The organism is Bradyrhizobium sp. MI1.3 (assembly GCF_055811695.1).
Window position 1 is genome coordinate 1 of record NZ_JBVVPQ010000081.1, and the last position, 20,521, is coordinate 20,521.

The 20,521-nt window shown below is 65.1% G+C and carries 17 protein-coding genes; 8 read left to right on the plus strand and 9 right to left on the minus strand.

Translation table 11 applies throughout. The features are described 5' to 3' along the window. Window positions 1-131: 131 nt before the first annotated feature. The 3 genes from AC0L3A_RS34540 to AC0L3A_RS34550 all read right to left on the minus strand — a co-directional run bounded on the left by AC0L3A_RS34540 (window position 132) and on the right by AC0L3A_RS34550 (window position 5,894). On the minus strand, window positions 132-3,290 hold the full coding sequence (locus AC0L3A_RS34540) for a multidrug efflux RND transporter permease subunit (RefSeq protein ID WP_473256059.1): 3,159 nt from the start codon (window positions 3,288-3,290) through the stop codon (window positions 132-134). A 161-nt stretch (window positions 3,291-3,451) separates the two neighbouring features. After that, window positions 3,452-4,645: an efflux RND transporter periplasmic adaptor subunit gene (locus tag AC0L3A_RS34545; RefSeq protein WP_088941393.1), complete on the minus strand. Its 1,194-nt coding sequence runs from the start codon at window positions 4,643-4,645 to the stop codon at window positions 3,452-3,454. A gap of 229 nt (window positions 4,646-4,874) precedes the next feature. Further along, window positions 4,875-5,894, minus strand: coding sequence for an SAM-dependent methyltransferase (locus AC0L3A_RS34550; protein ID WP_473256060.1), 1,020 nt, complete (start codon window positions 5,892-5,894; stop codon window positions 4,875-4,877). Window positions 5,895-6,128: 234 nt separating this feature from the next. Between AC0L3A_RS34550 and AC0L3A_RS34555 the strand changes: the two genes are divergently transcribed. From AC0L3A_RS34555 to AC0L3A_RS34570, 4 genes are all read left to right on the plus strand, one after another. Next, window positions 6,129-7,148, plus strand: coding sequence for a hypothetical protein (locus AC0L3A_RS34555; protein WP_007599915.1), 1,020 nt, complete (start codon window positions 6,129-6,131; stop codon window positions 7,146-7,148). A 4-nt stretch (window positions 7,149-7,152) separates the two neighbouring features. Continuing rightward, on the plus strand, window positions 7,153-8,181 hold the full coding sequence (locus AC0L3A_RS34560; RefSeq protein WP_007599914.1) for a peptidoglycan -binding protein: 1,029 nt from the start codon (window positions 7,153-7,155) through the stop codon (window positions 8,179-8,181). After that, window positions 8,181-8,627, plus strand: a complete 447-nt coding sequence (locus AC0L3A_RS34565; protein ID WP_007599913.1) for a GNAT family N-acetyltransferase — start codon at window positions 8,181-8,183, stop codon at window positions 8,625-8,627. The genes AC0L3A_RS34560 and AC0L3A_RS34565 overlap by 1 nt, the downstream gene beginning before the upstream one ends. Before the next feature lie 96 nt (window positions 8,628-8,723). Continuing rightward, the gene (locus AC0L3A_RS34570; RefSeq protein WP_007599912.1) at window positions 8,724-8,945 is read left to right on the plus strand and encodes a hypothetical protein; all 222 of its coding nucleotides are present in this window, start codon (window positions 8,724-8,726) and stop codon (window positions 8,943-8,945) included. Window positions 8,946-9,276: 331 nt separating this feature from the next. On the opposite strand, the gene AC0L3A_RS34575 is transcribed toward AC0L3A_RS34570, so the two are convergent. The 3 genes from AC0L3A_RS34575 to AC0L3A_RS34585 form a co-directional block, all read right to left on the minus strand. Beyond that, complete coding sequence (locus AC0L3A_RS34575) at window positions 9,277-9,450, minus strand: hypothetical protein (protein WP_007599901.1); 174 nt, start codon at window positions 9,448-9,450, stop codon at window positions 9,277-9,279. Between the two features lie 162 nt (window positions 9,451-9,612). Then, entirely contained in the window at window positions 9,613-9,978 is a 366-nt protein-coding gene (locus AC0L3A_RS34580; protein ID WP_157158624.1) for a GNAT family N-acetyltransferase, read from the minus strand. Window positions 9,979-10,490: 512 nt separating this feature from the next. Continuing rightward, window positions 10,491-12,317, minus strand: coding sequence for an ABC transporter ATP-binding protein/permease (locus tag AC0L3A_RS34585; RefSeq protein ID WP_354200415.1), 1,827 nt, complete (start codon window positions 12,315-12,317; stop codon window positions 10,491-10,493). A gap of 212 nt (window positions 12,318-12,529) precedes the next feature. Here AC0L3A_RS34585 and rpmE point away from each other — a divergent pair, with 212 nt between their 5' ends. Then, entirely contained in the window at window positions 12,530-12,757 is a 228-nt protein-coding gene (rpmE, locus tag AC0L3A_RS34590) for a 50S ribosomal protein L31 (protein WP_007599895.1), read from the plus strand. Window positions 12,758-12,954: 197 nt separating this feature from the next. Here rpmE and rcdA read toward each other — a convergent pair whose 3' ends face one another. Continuing rightward, window positions 12,955-13,464: a protease adaptor protein RcdA gene (rcdA, locus tag AC0L3A_RS34595; protein ID WP_007599893.1), complete on the minus strand. Its 510-nt coding sequence runs from the start codon at window positions 13,462-13,464 to the stop codon at window positions 12,955-12,957. Between the two features lie 576 nt (window positions 13,465-14,040). Next, window positions 14,041-14,232, minus strand: a complete 192-nt coding sequence (locus AC0L3A_RS34600; protein ID WP_007599892.1) for a DUF1192 domain-containing protein — start codon at window positions 14,230-14,232, stop codon at window positions 14,041-14,043. A 111-nt stretch (window positions 14,233-14,343) separates the two neighbouring features. Between AC0L3A_RS34600 and AC0L3A_RS34605 the strand changes: the two genes are divergently transcribed. Together AC0L3A_RS34605 and AC0L3A_RS34610 are read left to right on the plus strand one after the other, a co-directional pair. Next, window positions 14,344-15,342 (plus strand): NAD(P)H-quinone oxidoreductase, encoded by a 999-nt coding sequence (locus AC0L3A_RS34605; RefSeq protein ID WP_007599890.1) that lies wholly within the window; start codon window positions 14,344-14,346, stop codon window positions 15,340-15,342. Window positions 15,343-15,496: 154 nt separating this feature from the next. Next, window positions 15,497-18,373 carry an EAL domain-containing protein gene (locus AC0L3A_RS34610; RefSeq protein ID WP_026232774.1) on the plus strand — a complete coding sequence of 959 codons (2,877 nt, stop codon included), beginning with the start codon at window positions 15,497-15,499 and terminating at the stop codon, window positions 18,371-18,373. Window positions 18,374-18,482: 109 nt separating this feature from the next. Here AC0L3A_RS34610 and AC0L3A_RS34615 read toward each other — a convergent pair whose 3' ends face one another. Further along, window positions 18,483-18,755: a DUF7662 domain-containing protein gene (locus AC0L3A_RS34615; RefSeq protein WP_007599886.1), complete on the minus strand. Its 273-nt coding sequence runs from the start codon at window positions 18,753-18,755 to the stop codon at window positions 18,483-18,485. 144 nt (window positions 18,756-18,899) lie between these two features. Here AC0L3A_RS34615 and AC0L3A_RS34620 point away from each other — a divergent pair, with 144 nt between their 5' ends. Continuing rightward, a complete protein-coding gene (locus AC0L3A_RS34620; RefSeq protein WP_007599885.1) occupies window positions 18,900-20,396 on the plus strand; it encodes a sensor domain-containing diguanylate cyclase in 1,497 nt (498 codons plus the stop codon). Window positions 20,397-20,521 lie beyond the last annotated feature (125 nt).

A 20,521-nucleotide genomic window follows, 5' to 3' on the forward strand; every position in this document is an offset into this window, starting at 1 on the left:
TCCCCAGATCCTCTTCAGATGTCTCTTAGAGAATCGCAGATTCGCGATTTACGCAAAGCCCTCGCAAGCGGGAGAGGGAGCCCACTGCCGATGCCGCCGCACGTGCGCGCCATATGCGATTTCCCGGCCGTTCAGTGGCCGGCCCTTGCCGGCGCGGGCGGCCCATACATCTCGGCCTCCTTCGCCACCTTCTCCCGATCCCCGCCCAGCACGCGTTGCACCGAGACGAAGAACACCGGGACCATCAGCAGCGCCAGGATCACCACCGCGATCATGCCGCCCATCACGATGCTGCCGAGTGCCTGCTGGCTGGCGCCGCCGGCGCCATGGGCGATGGCCATCGGCAGCACGCCGCAGATGAAGGCGAGGCCGGTCATCAGGATCGGGCGGAAGCGCAGGCGGCAGGCCTCGATGGTGGCGTCCACCAGCGGCTTGCCTTCTTTCCGCAGATCCTTGGCGAACTCGATGATGAGAATCGCGTCCTTGGCCGCAAGGCCAATGATGGTGATCAGACCGACGGTGAAATAGACGTCGTTGGGCAGGCCGCGCAGCATCGCCGCGACCACCGCGCCGACGATGCCGAGCGGCACGGTGAGCAGCACCGCGAGCGGAATGGTCCAGCTCTCGTAAAGGGCGGCCAGGCACAGGAACACCACGAACACCGAGAGCCCGAGCAGGAACGGCGCCTGCGAACCCGACAGTTTCTCCTGGAGCGACTGCCCGGTCCATTCATAGCCGAAGCCGCGCGGCAGCTTGCCTGCGAGCCGTTCCATCTCGGCGATGGCATCGCCCGAGGTGAAGCCGGGTTTCGCCTCGCCCGAGATGCGCACCGCCGGATAATAATTGAAGCCGGCGATCTGCGTCGGTCCGCGCGCCCATTCCACGGTGGCAAAGGACGAGAATGGCACCAGCTGGCCGCGGCTGTTCTTGACGTTGTAGTTGAGGATGTCCTCGGTGCGCATGCGGTCGCGGGCATCGGCCTGCACCACGACGCGCTGCATGCGGCCGCGGTTCGGGAAGTCGTTGATGTAGTTCGAGCCGAGATTGGTCGAGATCGTGTTGTTGATGTCCTCGAAGGTGACGCCGAAGGCGCCGGCCTTTTCTCGGTCGATCACGAGATTGACCACGCCCGCCTCGGGCAGGCCTTCGACATAGACCTTCTGAAGCACAGCGCTTGCATTGGCCTCCGCGATCAACTGATCGGCGGCGCGCATCAAGGCCGGATAGCCCTTCTGGCCGCGGTCCTGGAGCCGGAACGAGAAGCCCGAGGAATTGCCGAGATTGTCGATCGGCGGCGGCTGCAGCGCGGAGATTTTTGCGTCGCGGATCGACGACGACAGATCGCGGTTGATGTCGGCAACGATCGCCGCTGCCGAATCCTTCGGCCCGCGCTCCGACCAGTCCTTCAAGGTGATGAAGGCCTGCGCGGTGTTCATGCCCTGGCCGGAGAAGCTGAAGCCGGTAAGAAAGGTGACGTTATCGACGCCCGGCCGTTGCGCCAAATATTTTTCCACTTTCTCGATCACCGCCTCGGTCCGGCCATAGGACGAATCCGACGGCGTCTGCACGTCGGTGGTGACGAAGCCCTGGTCGTCGACGGGGAGGAAGCCGCCGGGCAGATTGACGAAGGCCCAGGACAGGCCGGCGAGCAGCGCGACATAGACCAGCATCAAGCGGCCGGTGCGCTTCAGCGAGAAACCGACGGTGCGGGAATAGCCCTCCTTGCCGCCCTCGAGCATCCGGTTGAACCAGCCGAACACGCCCTTCTTGGCGTGACCGTGGCCGGCAGCGACGGGCTTGAGCAGCGTCGCACACAGCGCCGGCGTCAGCGACAGTGCCAGGAAGGCGGAGAAGCCGATCGCGGCGACCATGGTCACGGAGAACTGGCGGTAGATGATGCCGACTGAGCCCGGGAAGAACGCGATCGGCACGAACACGGCCATCAATACCAGCGTGATGCCGATGATGGCGCCGGTGATCTGCGACATCGCTTTGCGCGTCGCTTCCTTCGGCGGTAGCCCCTCCTCGGCCATGATGCGCTCGACGTTCTCGACCACGACGATGGCATCGTCGACCAGGATGCCGACCGCGAGCACCATGCCGAACATCGAGAGCATGTTGATGGAGTAGCCGGCGAGCAGCAGCGTGGTACAGGCGCCCAGCAGCGCTACCGGCACCACGATGGTCGGAATGATGGTGTAGCGGATGTTCTGCAGAAACAGGAACATCACCACAAACACCAGCACGATGGCTTCGACCAGCGTCGACAGCACCTTCTTGATCGAGGCCTCGACCACGGGCGTGATGTTGTAGGGAATCTCGTAGCCGATATTGGCCGGGAAGAAGCGCGACAGCTCCTTCATCTTCTCTTCGACGGCGCTCGCGGTCGCCAGCGCATTACCGGTCGGCGACATCAGCACGGAGAGGCCGGCGGTCGGCTTGCCGTCGAGACGGGTGTTGAACTGGTAGCTCAGGCCGCCGACCTCGATGCGCGCGACATCACGCAGCCGCACGGTCGAGCCGTCGGCATTGGCGCGCAGGATGATGGTGCCGAATTCATCCGGGGACGAGAGCTGGCCCTTGACCAGCACCAGCGCGGAGGTGCGCTGGGTCGAGGTCGACGGTTCGGCGCCGATGCTGCCGGAAGCGACCTGCGCGTTCTGCGCGGCAATGGCCTTGTTGACGTCGTCGGCGGTCAGGCCATAGCCGACCAGCTTGGCCGGATCGACCCAGACGCGCAGGCTGCGTTCGGTCGAATACAGCGTGGCGCGGCCGACGCCGGGGATGCGGCGGATCTCGCCGAGCACGTTACGGATCATGAAGTCGCCCAGCCCGACCTCGTCCAGGCTGCCGTCGGTCGAGTTCAGCGTGATGATCTGGAGCACCGCGCTGGAGGCTTCCTCGATCAGAATGCCCTGCTGGATCACCGCGCGCGGCAGCCGCGCCTCGACGCGCTTGATGCGGTTCTGCACCTCGACCGAGGCGGCGCTGGTATCGGTGCCCGGCACGAAATTGGCGATGATCTCAACCTGGCCGAGCGAGTCGCTGGTGGATTCGAAATTGAGGATGCCGGAGGCGCCGTTGAGCTCCTCCTCGATCAGCCGCGTGACGCTGTTGTAGAGGTTTTCGGGCGAGGCGCCGGGATAGCTGGTCGAGATCGAAATCGAGGGCGGCGCAATGATCGGATACTGCGCGATCGGCAACAGCGGAATCGAAATTGCGCCGACCAGACAGATGAACAGCGCGACCACCCAGGCGAAGATCGGCCTGTCAATGAAGAAGCTCGCCATTACCGCTTTTAACCTCGTTGTTTCACTAGTCCCTCATGGTGAGGAGCGCGAAGCGCGTCTCGAACCATGAAGGCCCGGCTCTCGCCCGTGGCCATCCTTCGAGACGCCCGCTTTGCGGGCTCCTCAGGATGAGGGATCAAGACAGTCGCGACGCCCGAACGTTACCGCATCAGCTTCTGGGCGTGCCGGTTATCGGCAGTCGCATCCGCTTCCGACCAGGATTGCGGCTTGACCTTGTCGCCGGCGGCGAACTTCTGGAAGCCTTCGACCACGACCTTGTCGCCGGCCTTCAAGCCGTCGGTGACGAACCAGATTCCGTCCTGCACCGAACCGGTGCGCACCGGCTGCACTGCGATGCGATTGTCGTCCTTGACGACGAACACCTCGCTGCCGCCGCCGCCATTGCGCTGGATCGCCTGCTGCGGCACCGCGATCGCGTCGCTATCGAGACCCTGGTCGATGCGGACGCGGACATACATGCCCGGCAGCAATTCGCGTTTGGGATTGCGGAACTCACCGCGCAAGGTCACCTGACCGGTATTGGCGTCGACCTTGGCATCCGAAAACAGCAACTTGCCGTCGAGCGAGTAGAGCGTGTTGTCGTCGAGCACGAGATGCACCTTGGCGGCGTCAGGCGCGATGCGCTCGAGGTCACCGCTCTCGAAGGCGCGGCGGAGCTGGTTGAGCTCGTTCACCGACTGGGTGAAATCCGCATAGATCGGATCGAGCTGCTGGATCGTGGCCAGATTGGTCTCGTTCTGGACCGCGAGCGCGCCCTCGCTGACCAGGGCAGCACCGACGACGCCGTCGATCGGCGCGCGTACGGTGGCATAGTCGAGATTGAGCTTGGCGCGCGCGAGATCGGCCTTGCGGCCCTCGACCTCGGCATGAGCCTGGCGCTCGGCCGCGATCGCCTTCTCGTTCTCGGCTTCGGGCGCGGCGCGCTGGCTGGTGAGCGTGGCAATGCGGCGCGCCTGCTGCTGCGACTGCATCAACGCGGCCTCGGCCTTGGCGACCGCGGCATCGTTGGCCATCACCTCGACCTCGAACGGACGCGGATCGATACGGTACAGCGGATCACCGGCCTTCACCTCGCTGCCCTGTCGGAACAGACGCTCGACCACGATGCCGGACACGCGCGGCCGCACGTCGGAGACGCGCGTCGGCGCAATGCGGCCCGGCAGCTCGCGCACAACGGCGCGCGGCTGCGGCTTGACGATGACGATGCTGACGTCGGGATCGTTGGGCTGGGCGGCTGAAATGGCGGAGCTGGATTCGTCGCAGCCTGCCAATAGCGGCGTAAAGGCCGCGAGCATCATTGCAACGCATGCCGATCGCGCGCGAAGTCCTGACATGAAGTTAAGTGCCCCGATATTGTTGAAACTGATCACGCTGCGCGGGGCCTGTTCTCGGCGATTCCGCGCTGGCGATGCCGCCAAAATAGAGGGGACGTGCTGCGACGCAACGCACCTTGCGGGCGGCCCAATGTCACACGGTCTATGGTGCTGACTTCAGTGCGCTTTTCGCGCCTCACCCGATTGTGAGTCCGGTTCCACCGCCGCATGCTGCGACGGAACATCGCAATTACGCCGCCGCCCTCATCCGGTAGTGGCTGACGCCCCATTCGTTGCCATCGGCATAGCCGAACAGGCCCGAGGTCGCGAGAAAGAACCAGCGCCAGCGTCGCATCCGCAGGCCGGTCTCCTCGCCATGGACGTTGCGCAAGGCCGCCTCGATGGCATCGCGATGCGTGTCGAAATTGGCGAGCCAGTCGTTGGCGGTGCGCTGATAATGCGTGCCGCTCCAGCACCATTCCTTCTCCACGGTGAAGATATCGTCGAATTGCCTGACGAGGTGATGGCTCGGCATCAGCCCGCCCGTGGAGACGCGCTGCGCGATCCAGTCGTCGCGATCGGCCCGGTCGAACAGGTGAGAGCCGGAGCGATGGGCGACGATGTGCATGAAGAACCGCCCCTCCGGCGCGAGCCACGCGCGCAGGCGCGTCATCAGCTTGCGCCAGTTCATCACATGCTCGAACATCTCGACCGAGACGATGCGGTCGAATTGCCCATCGGGCGCGAACACGTTGATGTCCGCGCAGATCACGCGCAGGTTGAGGAGACCGCGCAGCCGCGCCTCGTCCTCGATATGGGCGCGCTGCGCCTGTGAGCTCGACACCGCGGTGACCTTGGCGTGCGGAAACTGCCGCGCCATCCACAGCGACAGCGAGCCCCAGCCGCAGCCGAGCTCGAGGATGGTCTGGCCGTCGGCGAGAGCGGCATGCTCGGCGGTCTGGCGCAGCGCCTCCTCCTCGGCCTCCCGCAAGGTGGTCGCGCCGGTCTTGTAGAAGCAGCAGGAGTATTTGCGGTTGGGACCGAGCACCTTCGCAAAGAACGAAGCTGGCACCCCCTCGTGCCCGGCATCCGCGTCCTCGGCGATCGGCCGCAGCATCATCCGCCCGGCGAAGGCGGCATCATCCGCCCCGCCCAGCGCGGACAGCCGCGTCACCGTGCGCGAGCACAGGCGCTGGATCGCCGCGCGGATCACGACATCAGGCAAAGGCACCCGTTCGGCAGTCCCGATGATCGCGGACACGACGCTCATGCGACGACTCCGTCTTTGGGCGGCAGATCTTGGACGGCAAGTCTTGGGCGCCAAGGGGAAAAGTGCGAACTGAACCTGTGGAATGCCGACGATTTGGAAAGTATGTCCTTACCAAAGCCCGGTTTCAGCGTTGGGTTCCCCAGCTCTCCCCGAAATCGGCGCATCCGGCGCTTTTTTTGGGCGGGCGCTGTGCCATAGTGCGCCCCGCAAGCAAGTTAACGGATGATACCGGCCATGCCGCCAGGCGCCTCGCCCCGCTCCTCCCTCGACATCGAATATACCAAGCTATCCTCGCCCAGCGTCTTCCTGGTGCGGATGCTGGTCTTCCTGGTGCTCTGCACCCTGGTGGGGGTGGTGCTCTACAAGCAGATCATCCAGGCCTTCTTCGCCAATCCCGGGCTCAATGCGCTGATCGGCGGCGTGCTGTTCATCGGCATCATCCTGGCCTTCCGCCAGGTGATCCGGCTGTATCCCGAAGTGTCCTGGGTCAACAATTTCCGCATCGCCGACCCCGGCCTTGCGCCCGCCCGCCACCCCAAGCTGCTGGCGCCGATGGCAATGATCCTCGGCGGCGAGCGCACCGGGCGGATGTCGATCACCCAGACCACCATGCGGCACCTGCTCGATTCGATCGCGACCCGCCTCGACGAAGCCCGCGACATCTCCCGCTACATGACCGGGCTTCTGGTCTTCCTGGGACTGCTCGGCACCTTCTGGGGCCTGATCGAGACGGTCGGCTCGGTCGGCAAGGTGATCGACGGGCTCAAGGTCGGGGGCGATTCCGGCGCCCTGTTCGACACGCTGAAGGAGGGGCTGGCCGCCCCGCTCGGCGGCATGGGCATCTCGTTCTCGAGCTCGCTGTTCGGTCTCGCCGGCTCGCTGATCCTGGGCTTCCTCGACCTGCAATCGAGCCAGGCGCAGAACCGTTTCTACACCGATCTCGAAGACTGGCTTGCCACCACCGTCCGCGAATATGGCAGCGGCGAAGTGGCGGTCGCCGCCGGTGGCGGCGGCATTGCCAGCGGCGAGCTTCAGGCCGTCGTCGAGCGCTTGCGCACGGTGCTCGAGGAAGGCAGCGGCAGCCGCGGCACCACCGCGGCGATGGCAAGCCTCGCCGAAGCCATCCAGGCGCTGGTCTCGCATATGCGGACCGAGCAGCAGATGATCCGCGAATGGGCCGACGGCCAGGGCGAGCAGAACCGCGAGATCCGGCGCCTGCTGGAGCGCATCGCGCGTCAGCCCGAGAAGGGTTAGCGACATGGCACTGGCGCGCGGCCGTCGCGGCGATACCTCCTTCAACTATTGGCCCGGCTTCGTCGACGCGCTGTCGACGCTGGTGCTGTCGATCGTGTTCCTGCTGTCGGTGTTCCTGGTGGTGCAGTTCTTCCTCTCGCAGGAGGTCACGGGCAAGGACAAGGCGCTGGAGCTGCTCAACGCCAAGATCGCGCAGCTCAACGAGCTGCTGTCGCTGGAGAAGCTCGGCAAGCTCACGCTGGACGACCAGGTCTCGTCGCTGAAAGCCGGCCTCGCCTCGGCCGAGAGCGAGCGCGACCGCATCAAGGGCCTCTATGAGGGGCTGGCCGCCGCGGGCAATGACGCGCAAGGCAAATCCTCCGAGCTCGGCAAGGCGCTGGACTCCGAGAAAGCGGTTTCGGCCCGCGCGCTGGCGCAGATCGAGGTGCTGAACCAGCAGATCAGCGCGCTGCGGCGGCAATTGGCGGCGCTGGAAGAAGCGCTCGACGTCTCCGAGAAGCGCGACAAGGAATCGCAAAACCGAATTGCCGATCTGGGCTCTCGCCTGAATGTCGCCCTGGCGCAGCGCGTGCAGGAATTGTCGCGCTACCGCTCGGAATTCTTCGGCCGCCTGCGCGCCATCCTCGGCAACCGCCCCGACATCCGCATCGTCGGCGACCGCTTCGTATTCCAGTCCGAAGTGTTCTTCGACACCGGACAGGCGGTGCTGCTGCCCGAAGGCCGCGCCGAGCTCGACACTTTGGCGACCGCGCTGATCGACCTCGACAAGAAGATCCCGAACGAGATCCCCTGGGTGCTGCGCGTCGACGGCCACACCGACGTGCGCCCGGTCAACGGGCCGAACTTCAAGTCGAACTGGGACCTCTCGGCCGCCCGCTCGATCTCGGTGGTGCAGTACCTGATCTCGCTCGGCGTGCCCGCCCAGCGCCTCGTCGCCGCCGGCTTCGGCGAATTCCAGCCGCTCGACACCGCCAACACCGAGGAAGCCTACAAGCGCAACCGCCGCATCGAGCTGAAGCTGACGGAGCGGTAGTGAGCGCCCTCCACCTTCGTCTCTACCGACCCGAGGACGAGGCCGCCTCGATCGACCTCTGGCATCGCACCTGGCAGCAGGCCTATCCGCAGATCGACTTCGCCACGCGCCTGGACTGGTGGCGCGAACGCTGGCGTAGGGACCTGGTGCCGAAAGCCTCCATCGTGGTCGCGGAGCAGGACGGCGCGCTGACCGGCTTCGTCACCATCGACGGCGACGGCTATCTCGACCAGCTCGTGGTCGATCCCGCGCATTGGGGCTCGGACGCGGCGCGGCTGCTGGTCGACGAGGCCAAGCGCCTGTCGCCGACAGGCGTGACGCTGCTCGTCAACAAGGACAACAGCCGCGCCATCCGCTTCTACGAGCGCAACGGCTTTGCCCATGCCGGCGACGAGGTGAACCCGACCTCGGGCCGGCCGGTGCTGAAGATGGAGTGGCAACCTTAGATTCTGGGGCGCGTGACGCCCGTCACGCCGGGATCCCGGGACGTCGGCTAGTCGTTGTGTCCGGAAGTTGCGCCGGCAAGCGGATGGAGATGACCGATGAAACTGAGCGATCTGGCCAAGGGATCTTCGGTCCTGCTCGGCGTCATCGTCGCCGGATATGTCTCGACGAGCTATGTCGACCAACGCCTCGCCACGCCGGTCAAGACGACGAGTGCTCCGACGCATGGCCTTGAGCCATCGGCCTGCGTTGATGAGGACGGGAGCTGGAAGAATTGGCCGTGGCCGAATGTGCCGGCGCTGTCGCCGAAGTGTCGATGAGCGGCGCTGTCGCGTAACTCGCCGCGAGGCGCTCTCGGCTCAAGCGGAGCTCAAGATCGAAATGCCAGCTTTCAGCCTGGCGGAGCGCGCGGTGGCTGTCTTCGCGGAGCCGGATCGACTCATCGATCGCTCGCTGCGCCCGCTCCAAAAGCTCGAGGGTCTCTTTGCTGTACGGCTGGGCCATGAGGCGCACTCCCGTTGAGGCGGGAGCACAAATCATCTCTCAGGCACCGACGCCTACGGACGAGCCTTTGGCCGGCGATACCTGATTAGGCGCCACATCTGGGGGAACTGCAAGGTTCATGCACGCGGCTCAGGGCGCGGGCTGCGCCTATCCGAAGTTGCGGAAGCCTACGATGAGCAAGCCGAAACTCATGAAAACGATGACGCCGCTACCTGCGACAACAAGCAGGGCCGCTTTCCATCCCGCAAGGCCGCGCTTCTGCTGTCGAATGGCGAACAGGATGAGGAGGATGAACAGGATTGGGCAGATGAGAACAATCATGCACGTTTCCAAATCACGACGGCACTTCAGTTAAGGAGCCGTGTGAGGCTGGTGTCCGCTAAGGGCGGTGAGCGCGGTTTGTCGGTCGAGCGGCCAAGTCCCGTCTACCCTGAGCGCGAACGTCGTGACCAACCGTTCGGGGCCACCGAAGGCCGAGCGATTTCACATCGATCCCAGCTCCTTGATCAGCTTGGGAAGCATTCTGCCAGGTATCGAGCCGGACGGAGCAAAGCCGGAGTCCTTCGCCCCCATGCGTCGATAGAATGGCGCGGCATCTGGGTCGGCCTCGATCGCCATGCGGTGAGCACCCATCGCTGTTGCTTCGCTGGCAGCCCAATGAAACAACTTCATTCCCAAGCCACCGCGAAGCATCGTCGGCTCGACGAACAACTTCAACAAATCAGCCCAGCTTCCAGTGACCCTGACTTGGGCGACGCCGACGATCTTGCCGTTCTCTTCTGCCACTGCAATTGAACTGGATTGGAGTTCGCATGCTTCGATGGTGAGTTCGCTCCGACAGGCCTCCATGAAGTCGTTGCCGTAGCCCCATACAGCTTTCGATCTAAGGCACAAGGCCGAGAGCGTAGGTAGCTCCTCAACTGTTGGCGGTCTGAGAACACAAGTCACGAGGCTTGGCTCCATGCATTGATTTCGGATACCACATCGCCGCCTCCGATGTCTCATACTGGCCTAGCAGCGGGCCTCGATGAGGCGGGCACTCCGTCCCCTTCGCGTCCGACAAGGGCAAGCCAGCGGAAACGAAGCCGCCTGGTTCGCTGGTCCGAGCGCAGTCGCAGCACCGGCACCGGCAAAGCACACAGCCCGACCAATCTTGCGATGCGGAAGATCCGCTCGTGCTGTTCGAGGAAGCCGATGTGGCGCGAAGCGGCTTCCAAAACCTCCGCTGTCATTCCCCGCGAAGGCGGGGAATCCAGTACGCCGCGGCTTATCGGTTGATCACTTCCGTCTCGGAGTACTGGATCACCCGCTTTCGCGGGTGATGACACCTTGAGTGGGGCGGCGTTCCGAGCGCCCTCGCCTCACGCCCCCTCGAACTGCAACCTCGCCAGCCTTGCATAAAGCCCGTTCGCGGCCACGAGCTCCGCATGCGTGCCCTGCTCGACGATTCTGCCCTGGTCCATCACCAGGATGCGGTCGCACGACAAGACGGTGGCGAGGCGGTGCGCGATCACGAGCGTGGTGCGGTGGCGCATCAGCTCTTCCAGTGCGGTCTGCACCAGCGTCTCGCTTTCGGCATCGAGCGCGGAAGTGGCTTCATCCAGCAGCAACAGCGGCGCATCGCGCAGGATGGCACGCGCGATCGCGATGCGCTGGCGCTGGCCGCCTGATAGCGTCACGCCGCGCTCACCAAGCGGCGTGTCGAAACCTTCGGGCAGGCGGCGGATGAATTCGGCGGCGTGCGCGAGCTCGGCGGCACGCTCGACCTCGGCGTCGGTGGCATCGGGCCGGCCGAAGCGGATGTTGTCGCGGGCGCTGGCCGCGAACACGTTGGATTCCTGCGGCACCAGCGCGATGCGGGAGCGGAATTCACGCGGATCGGCGGATTTGACCGGCACGCCGTCGAGCGAGATCGCGCCGCTGCGCGGATCGTAGAAGCGCAACAGCAGATGAAAGATCGTGCTCTTGCCGGCGCCGGACGGACCGACGATGGCAACCTTCTCGCCGGGGCGCACGGTGAACGACACGGCATCGAGCACATTGACGTCGCGCCGCGCCGGATAGGCGAAGCTGACCTGGTCGAAGCCGACTTCGCCGCGCGCCGGCACCGGCAGCGCGCGCGGCGACGTGGGCGCGGTGATGTCCGGCTGCACATGCAGAATCTCGAACAGGCGCTCGGCAGCGCCGGATGCCGCCGAGATCTCGCCCCAGACCTCGCTGAGCTGGCCGAGGCCAGCCGCGGCGAAGGCCGCATAGAGCACGAACTGGCCGAGCCGGCCCGGCGTGATGGTGCCTGTGAGCACGTCGTGCGAGCCGATCCAGAGGATCGCGACCACGCTTGCGAACACGATGAAGATGATGATGGCGGTGAGCACGGCGCGCGCCTGCGTGGAGGTGCGCGCGGCTTCATAGGCCTGCTCGACCTCGCCGCCGAAGCGCCTCTCGGCGAGGCTCTCGCTGGTATAGGCCTGCACGGTGCGGATCGCACCGACCAGCTCGCTCGCGTAGGCGGAGGCCTCGGCCAGCGTGTCCTGCGCATTGCGCGACAGACGGCGCACCCAGCGCCCGAAGGCGACCAGCGGCAGCACGATCAGGGGAATGGCCAGCAGCACGAAGCCTGATAGCCGCGGGCTGGTGATCACCATCATCGCCGCAGCGCCGAAGAACATCATCAGATTGCGCAGCGCGATCGAAACCGAGGCGCCGACGGAGGATTTGATCTGGGTGGTGTCGGCGGTGAGGCGCGACACCAGCTCGCCGCTGCGCGCGGAATCGAAGAAGGCCGGCGACAGCGAGAGCAGATGGGCGAAGACGTCGCGCCTGAGATCGGCGACGATGCGCTCGCCGATCGTCATCACGAGGTAGTAGCGCGCGGCGCTCGCCAGCGCGAGCACGGCGACGACGGCGATCATCACCGAGAAGTAGCTGTTGATCAGCTCGATGCCCTCAGGCGTCAGGCCGAAATCGATCATCCTGCGCACCGCGACCGGCACCAGCAGGGTGGTCAACGCCGCGATCGTCAGCGCGACAAAGGCCAGCGCCGCCCGACCGCGATAGCGCGCCACATAGGGTGCGAGCGCCAGCAGCGGCCGCAGCTTGGCGCGGCTCTTCGCCGGCGCCTCGATCAGGTCGGCCTCGATCGACGGGGCTTCTGCGGGCCCGGTTTCAAGCCGTTCTACTGCGCTCATGAGATCCGACCAAAAGACAAAGAGAGGTAGTCTGCTCCAGATAGGCCGCGCGAGCGGGAGTGGCAAATCCGGGATGTCCCTTAAGGGGCCGCCCGGTCCCCTACTAAGGCCCTGCAACGGCTTGTTTTACAGGGCCTCGTGGGGTATAGACCGCGCCAAATCCGTCATTCGATAGCCACTCAAGTGAGGCGCCGGGGCGCCGAGGAATTGCCATGAAAGCCGAAATTCACCCGAACTATCATACGATTAAGGTCGTGATGACCGACGGAACCGAGTATCTGACCCGCTCCACCTGGGGCAAGGAAGGCGACACGCTGAACCTCGACATCGACCCCAAGTCGCACCCGGCCTGGACCGGCGGCAACGCGCAGCTGATGGATCGCGGCGGCCGCGTCTCGCGCTTCCAGAAGAAGTTTTCGGGCTTTCTCAAAAAGGATTGATCCGGCCCCTCGAGGCTGGAGACGAAAACGCCCCCGGAGAGCCGGGGGCGTTTTTGTTTTGGGGCGATGTACTCTCGACCAGGCCGAGAACTCGTAGGGTGGGCAAAGCGTAGCGTGCCCACCAACCTTGATTTCGATTCTGAGAGAAATGGTGGGCACGGCGCTGCGCGCCTTTGCCCACCCTACGGCACCTGCGCTTACCGCTCGAACGCTGCCTTCAGCGCGTTGAGATGCGGCACCAGCGGGTTGCCGATCGAGGAATGATCGACCGGCGGCGTGTGGATGGTGGTGTCCAGGCGGCGCACGCGGGTCTGGAGGCTCATCGAGCGATGGATCAAATCCTGGAGCTGCGAGGGCAGCTTCTCGATGCTGTCGGTCGAGCCGGGATCGGCGGCGGAGAGCTTGACCTTGGTTTTTTCGCGGTTGGCCTGGCCCAGCGTCATCTCGCCTTCCTTCACCGCGCGGTGCAGCAGCAGCCACGAGGCGAGCTGCATCAGGCGGGTGGTCAGGCGCATGCTCTCGGTCGCATAGGTGAGGCTGACGGCGCGATCGAGCGCCTTGGCCTCGGTGCGGCCGGCGCCATCGAGATAGGCGGCGGTCTCTTCGACCAGGTCCATGCCCTCGCGGAACAGGACGCCGAACGCCGCAGAATTGGTGAACCGCTCGCTGAGTTGAACGAGAGCACCTTCGGCTTGCAAACGTTCCATGGTTAACGCCCCTTACGCAACTGTCTGACTGCCCGGCTTTGGCGCCGGCTTATGATGAACAAATCATTGCGCGGGCGCGACGCCGAGTCCAGTGACAAGCGCGGATATGGTTTCCGCGGGTCTTTGCTCGGAATTCAACCGCGGCGAGATGCAAAAAGGCGGAGCTGGGCGCAAAAAAGAGCCGCCGGAAAACCGGCGGCTTTGAAAGTTGATAACAGGGAGGCGTCAAACAGAGTGGACAGGAGCCACTCGGTGTCCAAACAAGGACAGTTCCCAGTCATAAACTCGAAAGCTTAATGTGGAGTAAACGAGCGATTATTTTGAGGGTTCGTTAGCCATGTCGGTCAGTGGCCGAGTGGGCGGTGGAACGAATTCTTCACGCGCATCCGCAGCGAAGGCCGAAACCAGACCCTCATGGTGAGGAGCGCGCTCTTCGCGCGCGTCTCCGGACGATGCTTCGCATCGCCGGGACCATGCAGGCCCTGCTCTCGCCCGCGGCCATCCTTCGAGACGCGCGTGCCGCGCTCCTCAGGATGAGGACCGTGTGTGAGGCCAGCCCCGCTCCAGCGTCGGACCCTACGACTTGAAAACGCTGTTGGCCGCATCGCGCGAGGCGCGCTTCTTTGTTGTGGCTTCTTCCAATCTTGCGATCTCGGCCTTGAGCAGCGCGATGCGCTCGGTCAGTTCCTCCACTGACAAGAGTGAGAGATCCTGGCCGATGTCATGGCTGATCTTTTTGCGCGGACGGTCGTCGTCTTCCATCGCCATCCTTGTTCCTCCTGCGTTCGCATCACAAGCGGCTGAGGCGGTTGCCAGCCTGCACCGCGCTGGCTAAGCAATGGCCTCGTTCCATCCCGCACCTTTGCTCAAGGACACATCATGGACAAGCTGCCCGCGCAAATGACCGTGGTCGCCATCTCCAAACCCGGCGGACCGGAAGTGCTGGTGCCGGAACAACGGGCACTGCCGCAGCCCGGTCCCGACGAGATCCTGGTCAAGGTGCAGGCCGCCGGCGTCAATCGGCCCGACGTCGCGCAGCGCTCCGGCGCCTATCCGCCGCCGCCCGGCGCCAGCGACCTGCCCGGCCTCGAAATCGCGGGCGAAGTGGTGGCCGTCGGCAGCAACGCCAAGCGGCACAAGATCGGCGACAAGGTGATGTCGCTGGTCGCCGGTGGCGGTTATGCGCAGTACTGCATCGCCCAGGACGGTCAGGCGATGAGCGTGCCGCCGTCGCTCTCGATCAAGGAAGCCGGTGCGCTGCCGGAAACGCTGATGACGGTCTGGCACAATGTGTTCGAGCGCGGCGGGCTGAAGGCCGGCGAGACGCTGCTGATCCATGGCGGCTCCTCGGGCATCGGCACCATGGCGATCCAGCTCGCAAAAGCGTTCGGCGCCAAGGTGATCGTCACCGTGGGATCGCAGGACAAGATCGATGCCTGCCTCAAGCTCGGCGCGGATCGGGCCATCAACTACAAGGACGAAGACTTCGTCGCCGTGGTCAAGGCGGAGACGAACAATGCCGGCGCCAATCTGATCCTCGATATGGTCGCCGGCGACTATGTCGATCGCAACTATGACGCCGCCGCGGTCGACGGCCGCATCGTGCAGATCGCGACCCTCAACGGGCCCAAGGTCACCGTCAACATCGCCAAGGTGATGGTGAAGCGCCTGACCCACACCGGCTCGACGCTGCGCCCCCGTAGTAATGCGGACAAGGCGGCGATGGTGGCCGCGATCGAGGCGAAAGTGATGCCGCTGTTGCGCGAAGGCCGGGTCAAGCCGCTGATGGACAGCACTTTCCCGCTGGAAAAGGCATCCGACGCGCACCGGCGGATGGAAACCTCTGCACATATTGGCAAAATTGTGTTGGAGGTCTAGGCCAGCGGCCCACAGGGCAAGCCGGAAACCCTTTGATTTTCCTCGCTTTCGTGGCATCTATCGCGACGCACCGAACCACTTTGTTCCGTTCGGAAAACGCCGTGCACCGAAAAGCCTGCACCGAAGAGTTTGCGTCGAACGCGGAGAACTGACCTTGCGTCTGATCAGGTGCCTCGCGCCCATAGCGCTGGGCCTCATGATTCTCGTCTGCGCGTTCCCGGCGCGCGCGCTCGACGCTGTCAGCGTCCGCGGTGACGCGCCCGCAATCGACCTCACCGGCGTGCTCGAGCATCAGCGCAGCGACGCCGACCGCATCCAGGTTTCCACCGCGCCCGGCACCGACGGCATCGTCCGCCGCATCGAGGTGCGCGCCCGCGAAGGCGGCCAGAACTGGGTGGTGTTCGCGCTCGCCAACAACACCGACGACCAGCTCGACCGCCTGATCGTCGCCCCGCATTACCGCATCGTCTCCTCGGGGCTGCTGTGGCCCGACCTCGGGCTGTCCCGCATCGCGACCATCACGCCCTCGACCGGCGACCGGCCGGAGCGGCAGGAGAGCCCGACCGCCGACGTCTTCCGCGTCACCCTCGATCCCGGCGCCGTCGTCACCTTCGTCGCGGAGCTGCGCACCGACAAGCTGCCGCAGCTCTATCTGTGGGAGCCGGAATCCTACAAGGACAAGGTCAACTCGTTCACGCTGTACCAGGGCATCGTGATCGGCATCTCCGGCTTGCTGGCGCTGGTGCTGACCATCCTGTTCGTGGTCAAGGGCAGCATCATGTTCCCGGCCGCCGCGGCGCTGGCCTGGGCGGTGCTGGTCTATATCGGCGTCGATTTCGGCTTCTGGGGCAAGGTGCTCGACATGTCGAACAACGCCGAGCGCATCTGGCGCGCGGCGGGTGAGGCGATACTGGCGGCGACGCTGCTGGTGTTCCTGTTCGCCTATCTCAATCTCAGTCGATGGCACGTGCGCTATTCCCACATCACGGTGGGCTGGCTCGCGTTCCTGGGCTCGCTGGTTGCGCTGGCCCTGTTCGATCCCGCCGTCGCTTCCGGCATCGCGCGCATCTCGCTGGTGCTGATCGCCTTCGCCGGCTTCGCGTTGATCGTCTATCTCTCCACCCACGGCTTCGACCGCGCGGTGCTGCTGATCCCGACCTGGTTCCTGCTGGTGGTCTGGGTGGTCGCGGCCGGCATGACGGTCGCAGGCTCCGTCACCAACGACATCGTCGGCCCTGCCCTGCTCGGCGGCCTCGTGCTGATCGTGATGCTGATCGGCTTCACGGTGATGCAGCATGCCTTCGCCGGCGGCGGCGCCACCACCGGCGTCGTCTCCGACATCGAGCGCCGCGCGCTGGCTCTGGCCGGCTCCGGCGATCTGATCTGGGACTGGGACGTTTCCGCCGACAAGGTCTTCACAAGCCCCGAGACCGAGGCCCTGCTCGGCCTCAAGCGCGGCACGCTGGAAGGCCCGGCCGCCTCCTGGCTGGAAGTGCTGCACCCGCTCGACCAGGATCGTTTCCGCGCCGCGCTCGACAGCGTGCTCGACCAGCGCCGCGGCCGCCTGGTGCAGGATTTCCGCCTGCGCACGCCGGACGGTCACTTCATGTGGTTCGCGCTGAAGGCGCGCCCGGTGGTCGGCTCCGACGGCGAGGTCTCGCGCGTGGTCGGCACCCTCACCGACGTCACCGAGCTGCGCAACGCCGAGGAGCGCCTGCTGCACGATTCCGTGCATGACAATCTCACCGGCCTGCCCAACCGCAAGCTGTTCATGGACCGGCTCGGCGCCGTCGCGCATTTCGCCAAGACCATGCCGACGCTGCGGCCGACGCTGATGGTGATCGACCTCGACCGCTTCAAGCAGGTCAACGATTCCGTCGGCATCGCGGTCGGCGATTCCATCCTGCTGACGCTGGCCCGCCGCCTCACCCGCATCCTGAAGCCGCAGGATACGCTGGCGCGGCTCGCCGGCGACCAGTTCGGCCTGATCCTGCTCTCGGAGCAGGACCCCGCCCGCATCACCGCTTTCGCCGAGACCATCCGCAAGACCATCCGCGCGCCGATCGCCTTCAACGAACGCGAGATCTTTCTCACGGCCTCGATCGGCCTTGCCTTGTCCGATCCGCAAGTTCAGCTCACGGACGAGATCATCAAGGACGCCGAGCTTGCGATGTATCACTCCAAGCGCATCGGTGGCGACCGCATCGACGTTTACAAGTCCGCGATGCGCGCGCGAAAAACCGACCGGCTGACGCTGGAAAGCGAATTGCGCCGCGCCATCGAGCGGCAGGAGCTCACGATCCTGTACCAGCCGATCGTGCGGCTCGAAGACCGCTCCGTCGCCGGCTTCGAGGCGCTGGTGCGCTGGGATCATCCCAAGCTCGGACGCATGGCGCCGTCGGAATTCATCACCATCGCGGAAGAGACCGGCCTGATCATCGACCTCGGCATGTTCGTGCTCGACCAGACCGCCAAGCAGCTCTCGATCTGGCAGCGCGCGATGCGCTCGCGCGAGCCGATCTTCGCATCCGTCAACGTCTCCTCGCGGCAATTGCTGCGCCACGATCTGATCCACGACATCCGCACCGTGCTGTCGCGCTCCTCGGTCGCGCGCGGCACGCTGAAGCTGGAATTGACGGAATCGCTGGTGATGGAGAATCCGGAGCACGCGGCGCAGATGCTGACGCGGATCCGCGAGCTCGGCACCGGGCTGTCGCTCGACGATTTCGGCACCGGCCATTCGTCGCTGGCCTATCTGCAGCGCTTCCCGTTCGACACCATCAAGATCGACCAGTCCTTCGTGCGCACCACCAACCGCGGCACCCGCCCGGTGATCCTGAAATCCATCATCGCGCTCGCGCACGACCTCGGCATGGACGTGGTCGCCGAAGGTGCCGAGACCGATTCCGACGCGGTCGAGCTCTACCAGATGGGCTGCGAATACGCGCAGGGGTTTGCCTTCGGCGAACCCATGGACGCCGACGCCGCGATGCGCCTGCTCACGGAAGTGCGCCTGGAAGCGGCGAGCTGATCTCAACGCGAGTCCGGTCCCGTAGGGTGGGCAAAGGCGCACTTGCGCCGTGCCCACCATCAATCCAACATTGCAACAGAGGTGGTGGGCACGCTTCGCTTTGCCCACCCTACGATACTGGCCGCCGCCGGTCGCTCTTCAGCTTCGTGAACCGCACGCTCGCACCGTCCGGCATTCGCATCGCCTTGAAACCCGCGGCGAGGCAGGCTTCGCGCTGGGGCATCTGGATGTCCGGGCTGCGCAGGCTGTCCCACCATGAGGCACGATTCGCCGCGCGCGGCAGGGCCGCGCCGATGATCTCTTCGATCTGTTCATAGGTCAGCACGAATTCCGCCTGCTTCTGCCGCATCAGATAATCGCGCAACGCGTCGTAGTCGTTCACCGCTGTCCTCTTCGCTGGTCGAAGCCCCGCTTTGCCCAAAAACGTCAGCCGCGGAAACCAATTTTTAACTCATTCCGGCAGCGCCGTCCCGGCTTAAACACTGCTCAAGCTTTCGGGCGCATTCACTAATGTCGGGAGCAAATGATGTTGTCTCGATGGCGCGACGTCACGGCCCGGCGGCCATGGCGGCTTTCGGCGAAACTGCTGATCATCTCGTCCGTGGTGACGGTGATCGGCTTTTCCGCCATTTGCGTCAACGTCATGCTGGACATGCGCCGCGGCGAGGAGGCGCTCGCCCGCCAGACGTTGGAAAACCTGGCGACGACCATCGAGTCCGACGTCAGCCGCAACATCGAGATCTACGACCTGGCCCTCAAGGCGGTCGCCAGCAACATGCTGCTGCCGGAGATAGCCACGGTCTCGAAGCCGATCCGTCACCTCATCCTGTTCGACCATGCGACCACGGCGAGGCATTTCGGCGCGATCCAGGTGTTCGACGCCGACGGCCGGCTAACCATCGACGCCTCCACGCTCGATCCCGTTGCCGAGAACCGCAGCGACGAGGATTACTTCAAGGCTCATCGCGACAATCCGGACGCAGGCCTCTTCATCAGCCGTCCCATGCTGTTCCGCGGCGCCTATTCGATCGTGCTGAGCCGGCGTATCAGCGACACCGACGGGGGCTTCCTCGGCGTCGTCGCCGGATCGATCCGCTTCAGCTATTTCCACGAATTGTTCGAGCGGCTGAGCCTCGATGCCGACGACACCATCACCGTGCTCAGGCGCGACCGTACCGTCATGATGCGGCGGCCGTTTGATCTCGACGTGATCGGCACGAATCTGGCCAACCGGCCGGTCTGGAAGGCCGAAAATCTGAAGGTCGGCGGCGCATTCGCCGGACAGGGGCCGATCGACGGCACGCCGCGGCTCTATGTCCGCAGTAGTGGGAGCAGCCCGCTATTCGTGGTGGCAGGCAAGCCACTGAACGCCGTGTTCGAGCTCTGGCAGAAGGAAGCCTACCGCATCGGCGCCGTGGTGCTGGCGCTCAGCGTGTTCATGCTGGCATCGACGCTGGTGCTCGCGCGCGAGATCGGCCGGCGCGCCGAGGCCGAGCGCAAGCTCGAGGAGATGGCGACGACCGACGCGCTCACCGGCCTGAAGAACCGCCGCAAGTTCGACCAGGTGATCGACGTCGAATGGCGCCGCGCGATGCGGCAGCAGACGCCGATCGCGCTCTTGATGATCGATGCCGATCACTTCAAGGCCTACAACGACACGTTCGGCCACCAGGCCGGCGACCAGGTGCTGGTCGGCATCGCCATCTGCATTTCCGATTCGGTGAGCCGCGCCAGCGACTGCGCCGCGCGCTATGGCGGCGAGGAATTCGCCGTGCTGCTGCCGGGCACTTCGGTCACCGACGCCCTCACGGTGGCCGAGAAGATCCGCGCGAAGGTGCAGGGCTGGTCCGACGACCACACGAGCTCGACGGTGTCCTGCGGCATCGCGAGCCTCGTTCCCACCACCGGCATGGACTGGCCGCTCCTGGTCGCCGCCGCCGACAAGGCGCTCTACGCCGCAAAAGCCGGCGGCCGCAACCAGTCGGTGGTCGCGAGCCTGCCGAAGCTGTCGCTGGTGGCTTAAGTCTCGGCGTTGGAGGTGTCGCTCGCCACAACTTCAAGTGTCGTGGCCCGGGGGGGGGGGGGGGGGGGCGCCGGGCGGGGCGGGGGGGGGGCGGGGGGGCCCCCCAAGAAAATTATTTATAGAAA

Bases quoted from the DNA above. Each gene is read 5' to 3' on its own strand.
- AC0L3A_RS34540 (WP_473256059.1), bottom strand. From the start codon at position 3,290: ATGGCGAGCTTCTTCATTGACAGGCCGATCTTCGCCTGGGTGGTCGCG.
- AC0L3A_RS34545 (WP_088941393.1), bottom strand. From the start codon at position 4,645: ATGTCAGGACTTCGCGCGCGATCGGCATGCGTTGCAATGATGCTCGCG.
- AC0L3A_RS34550 (WP_473256060.1), bottom strand. From the start codon at position 5,894: ATGAGCGTCGTGTCCGCGATCATCGGGACTGCCGAACGGGTGCCTTTG.
- AC0L3A_RS34555 (WP_007599915.1), top strand. From the start codon at position 6,129: ATGCCGCCAGGCGCCTCGCCCCGCTCCTCCCTCGACATCGAATATACC.
- AC0L3A_RS34560 (WP_007599914.1), top strand. From the start codon at position 7,153: ATGGCACTGGCGCGCGGCCGTCGCGGCGATACCTCCTTCAACTATTGG.
- AC0L3A_RS34570 (WP_007599912.1), top strand. From the start codon at position 8,724: ATGAAACTGAGCGATCTGGCCAAGGGATCTTCGGTCCTGCTCGGCGTC.
- AC0L3A_RS34575 (WP_007599901.1), bottom strand. From the start codon at position 9,450: ATGATTGTTCTCATCTGCCCAATCCTGTTCATCCTCCTCATCCTGTTC.
- AC0L3A_RS34580 (WP_157158624.1), bottom strand. From the start codon at position 9,978: ATGGAGGCCTGTCGGAGCGAACTCACCATCGAAGCATGCGAACTCCAA.
- AC0L3A_RS34585 (WP_354200415.1), bottom strand. From the start codon at position 12,317: ATGAGCGCAGTAGAACGGCTTGAAACCGGGCCCGCAGAAGCCCCGTCG.
- rpmE (WP_007599895.1), top strand. From the start codon at position 12,530: ATGAAAGCCGAAATTCACCCGAACTATCATACGATTAAGGTCGTGATG.
- rcdA (WP_007599893.1), bottom strand. From the start codon at position 13,464: ATGGAACGTTTGCAAGCCGAAGGTGCTCTCGTTCAACTCAGCGAGCGG.
- AC0L3A_RS34600 (WP_007599892.1), bottom strand. From the start codon at position 14,232: ATGGCGATGGAAGACGACGACCGTCCGCGCAAAAAGATCAGCCATGAC.
- AC0L3A_RS34605 (WP_007599890.1), top strand. From the start codon at position 14,344: ATGGACAAGCTGCCCGCGCAAATGACCGTGGTCGCCATCTCCAAACCC.
- AC0L3A_RS34620 (WP_007599885.1), top strand. From the start codon at position 18,900: ATGTTGTCTCGATGGCGCGACGTCACGGCCCGGCGGCCATGGCGGCTT.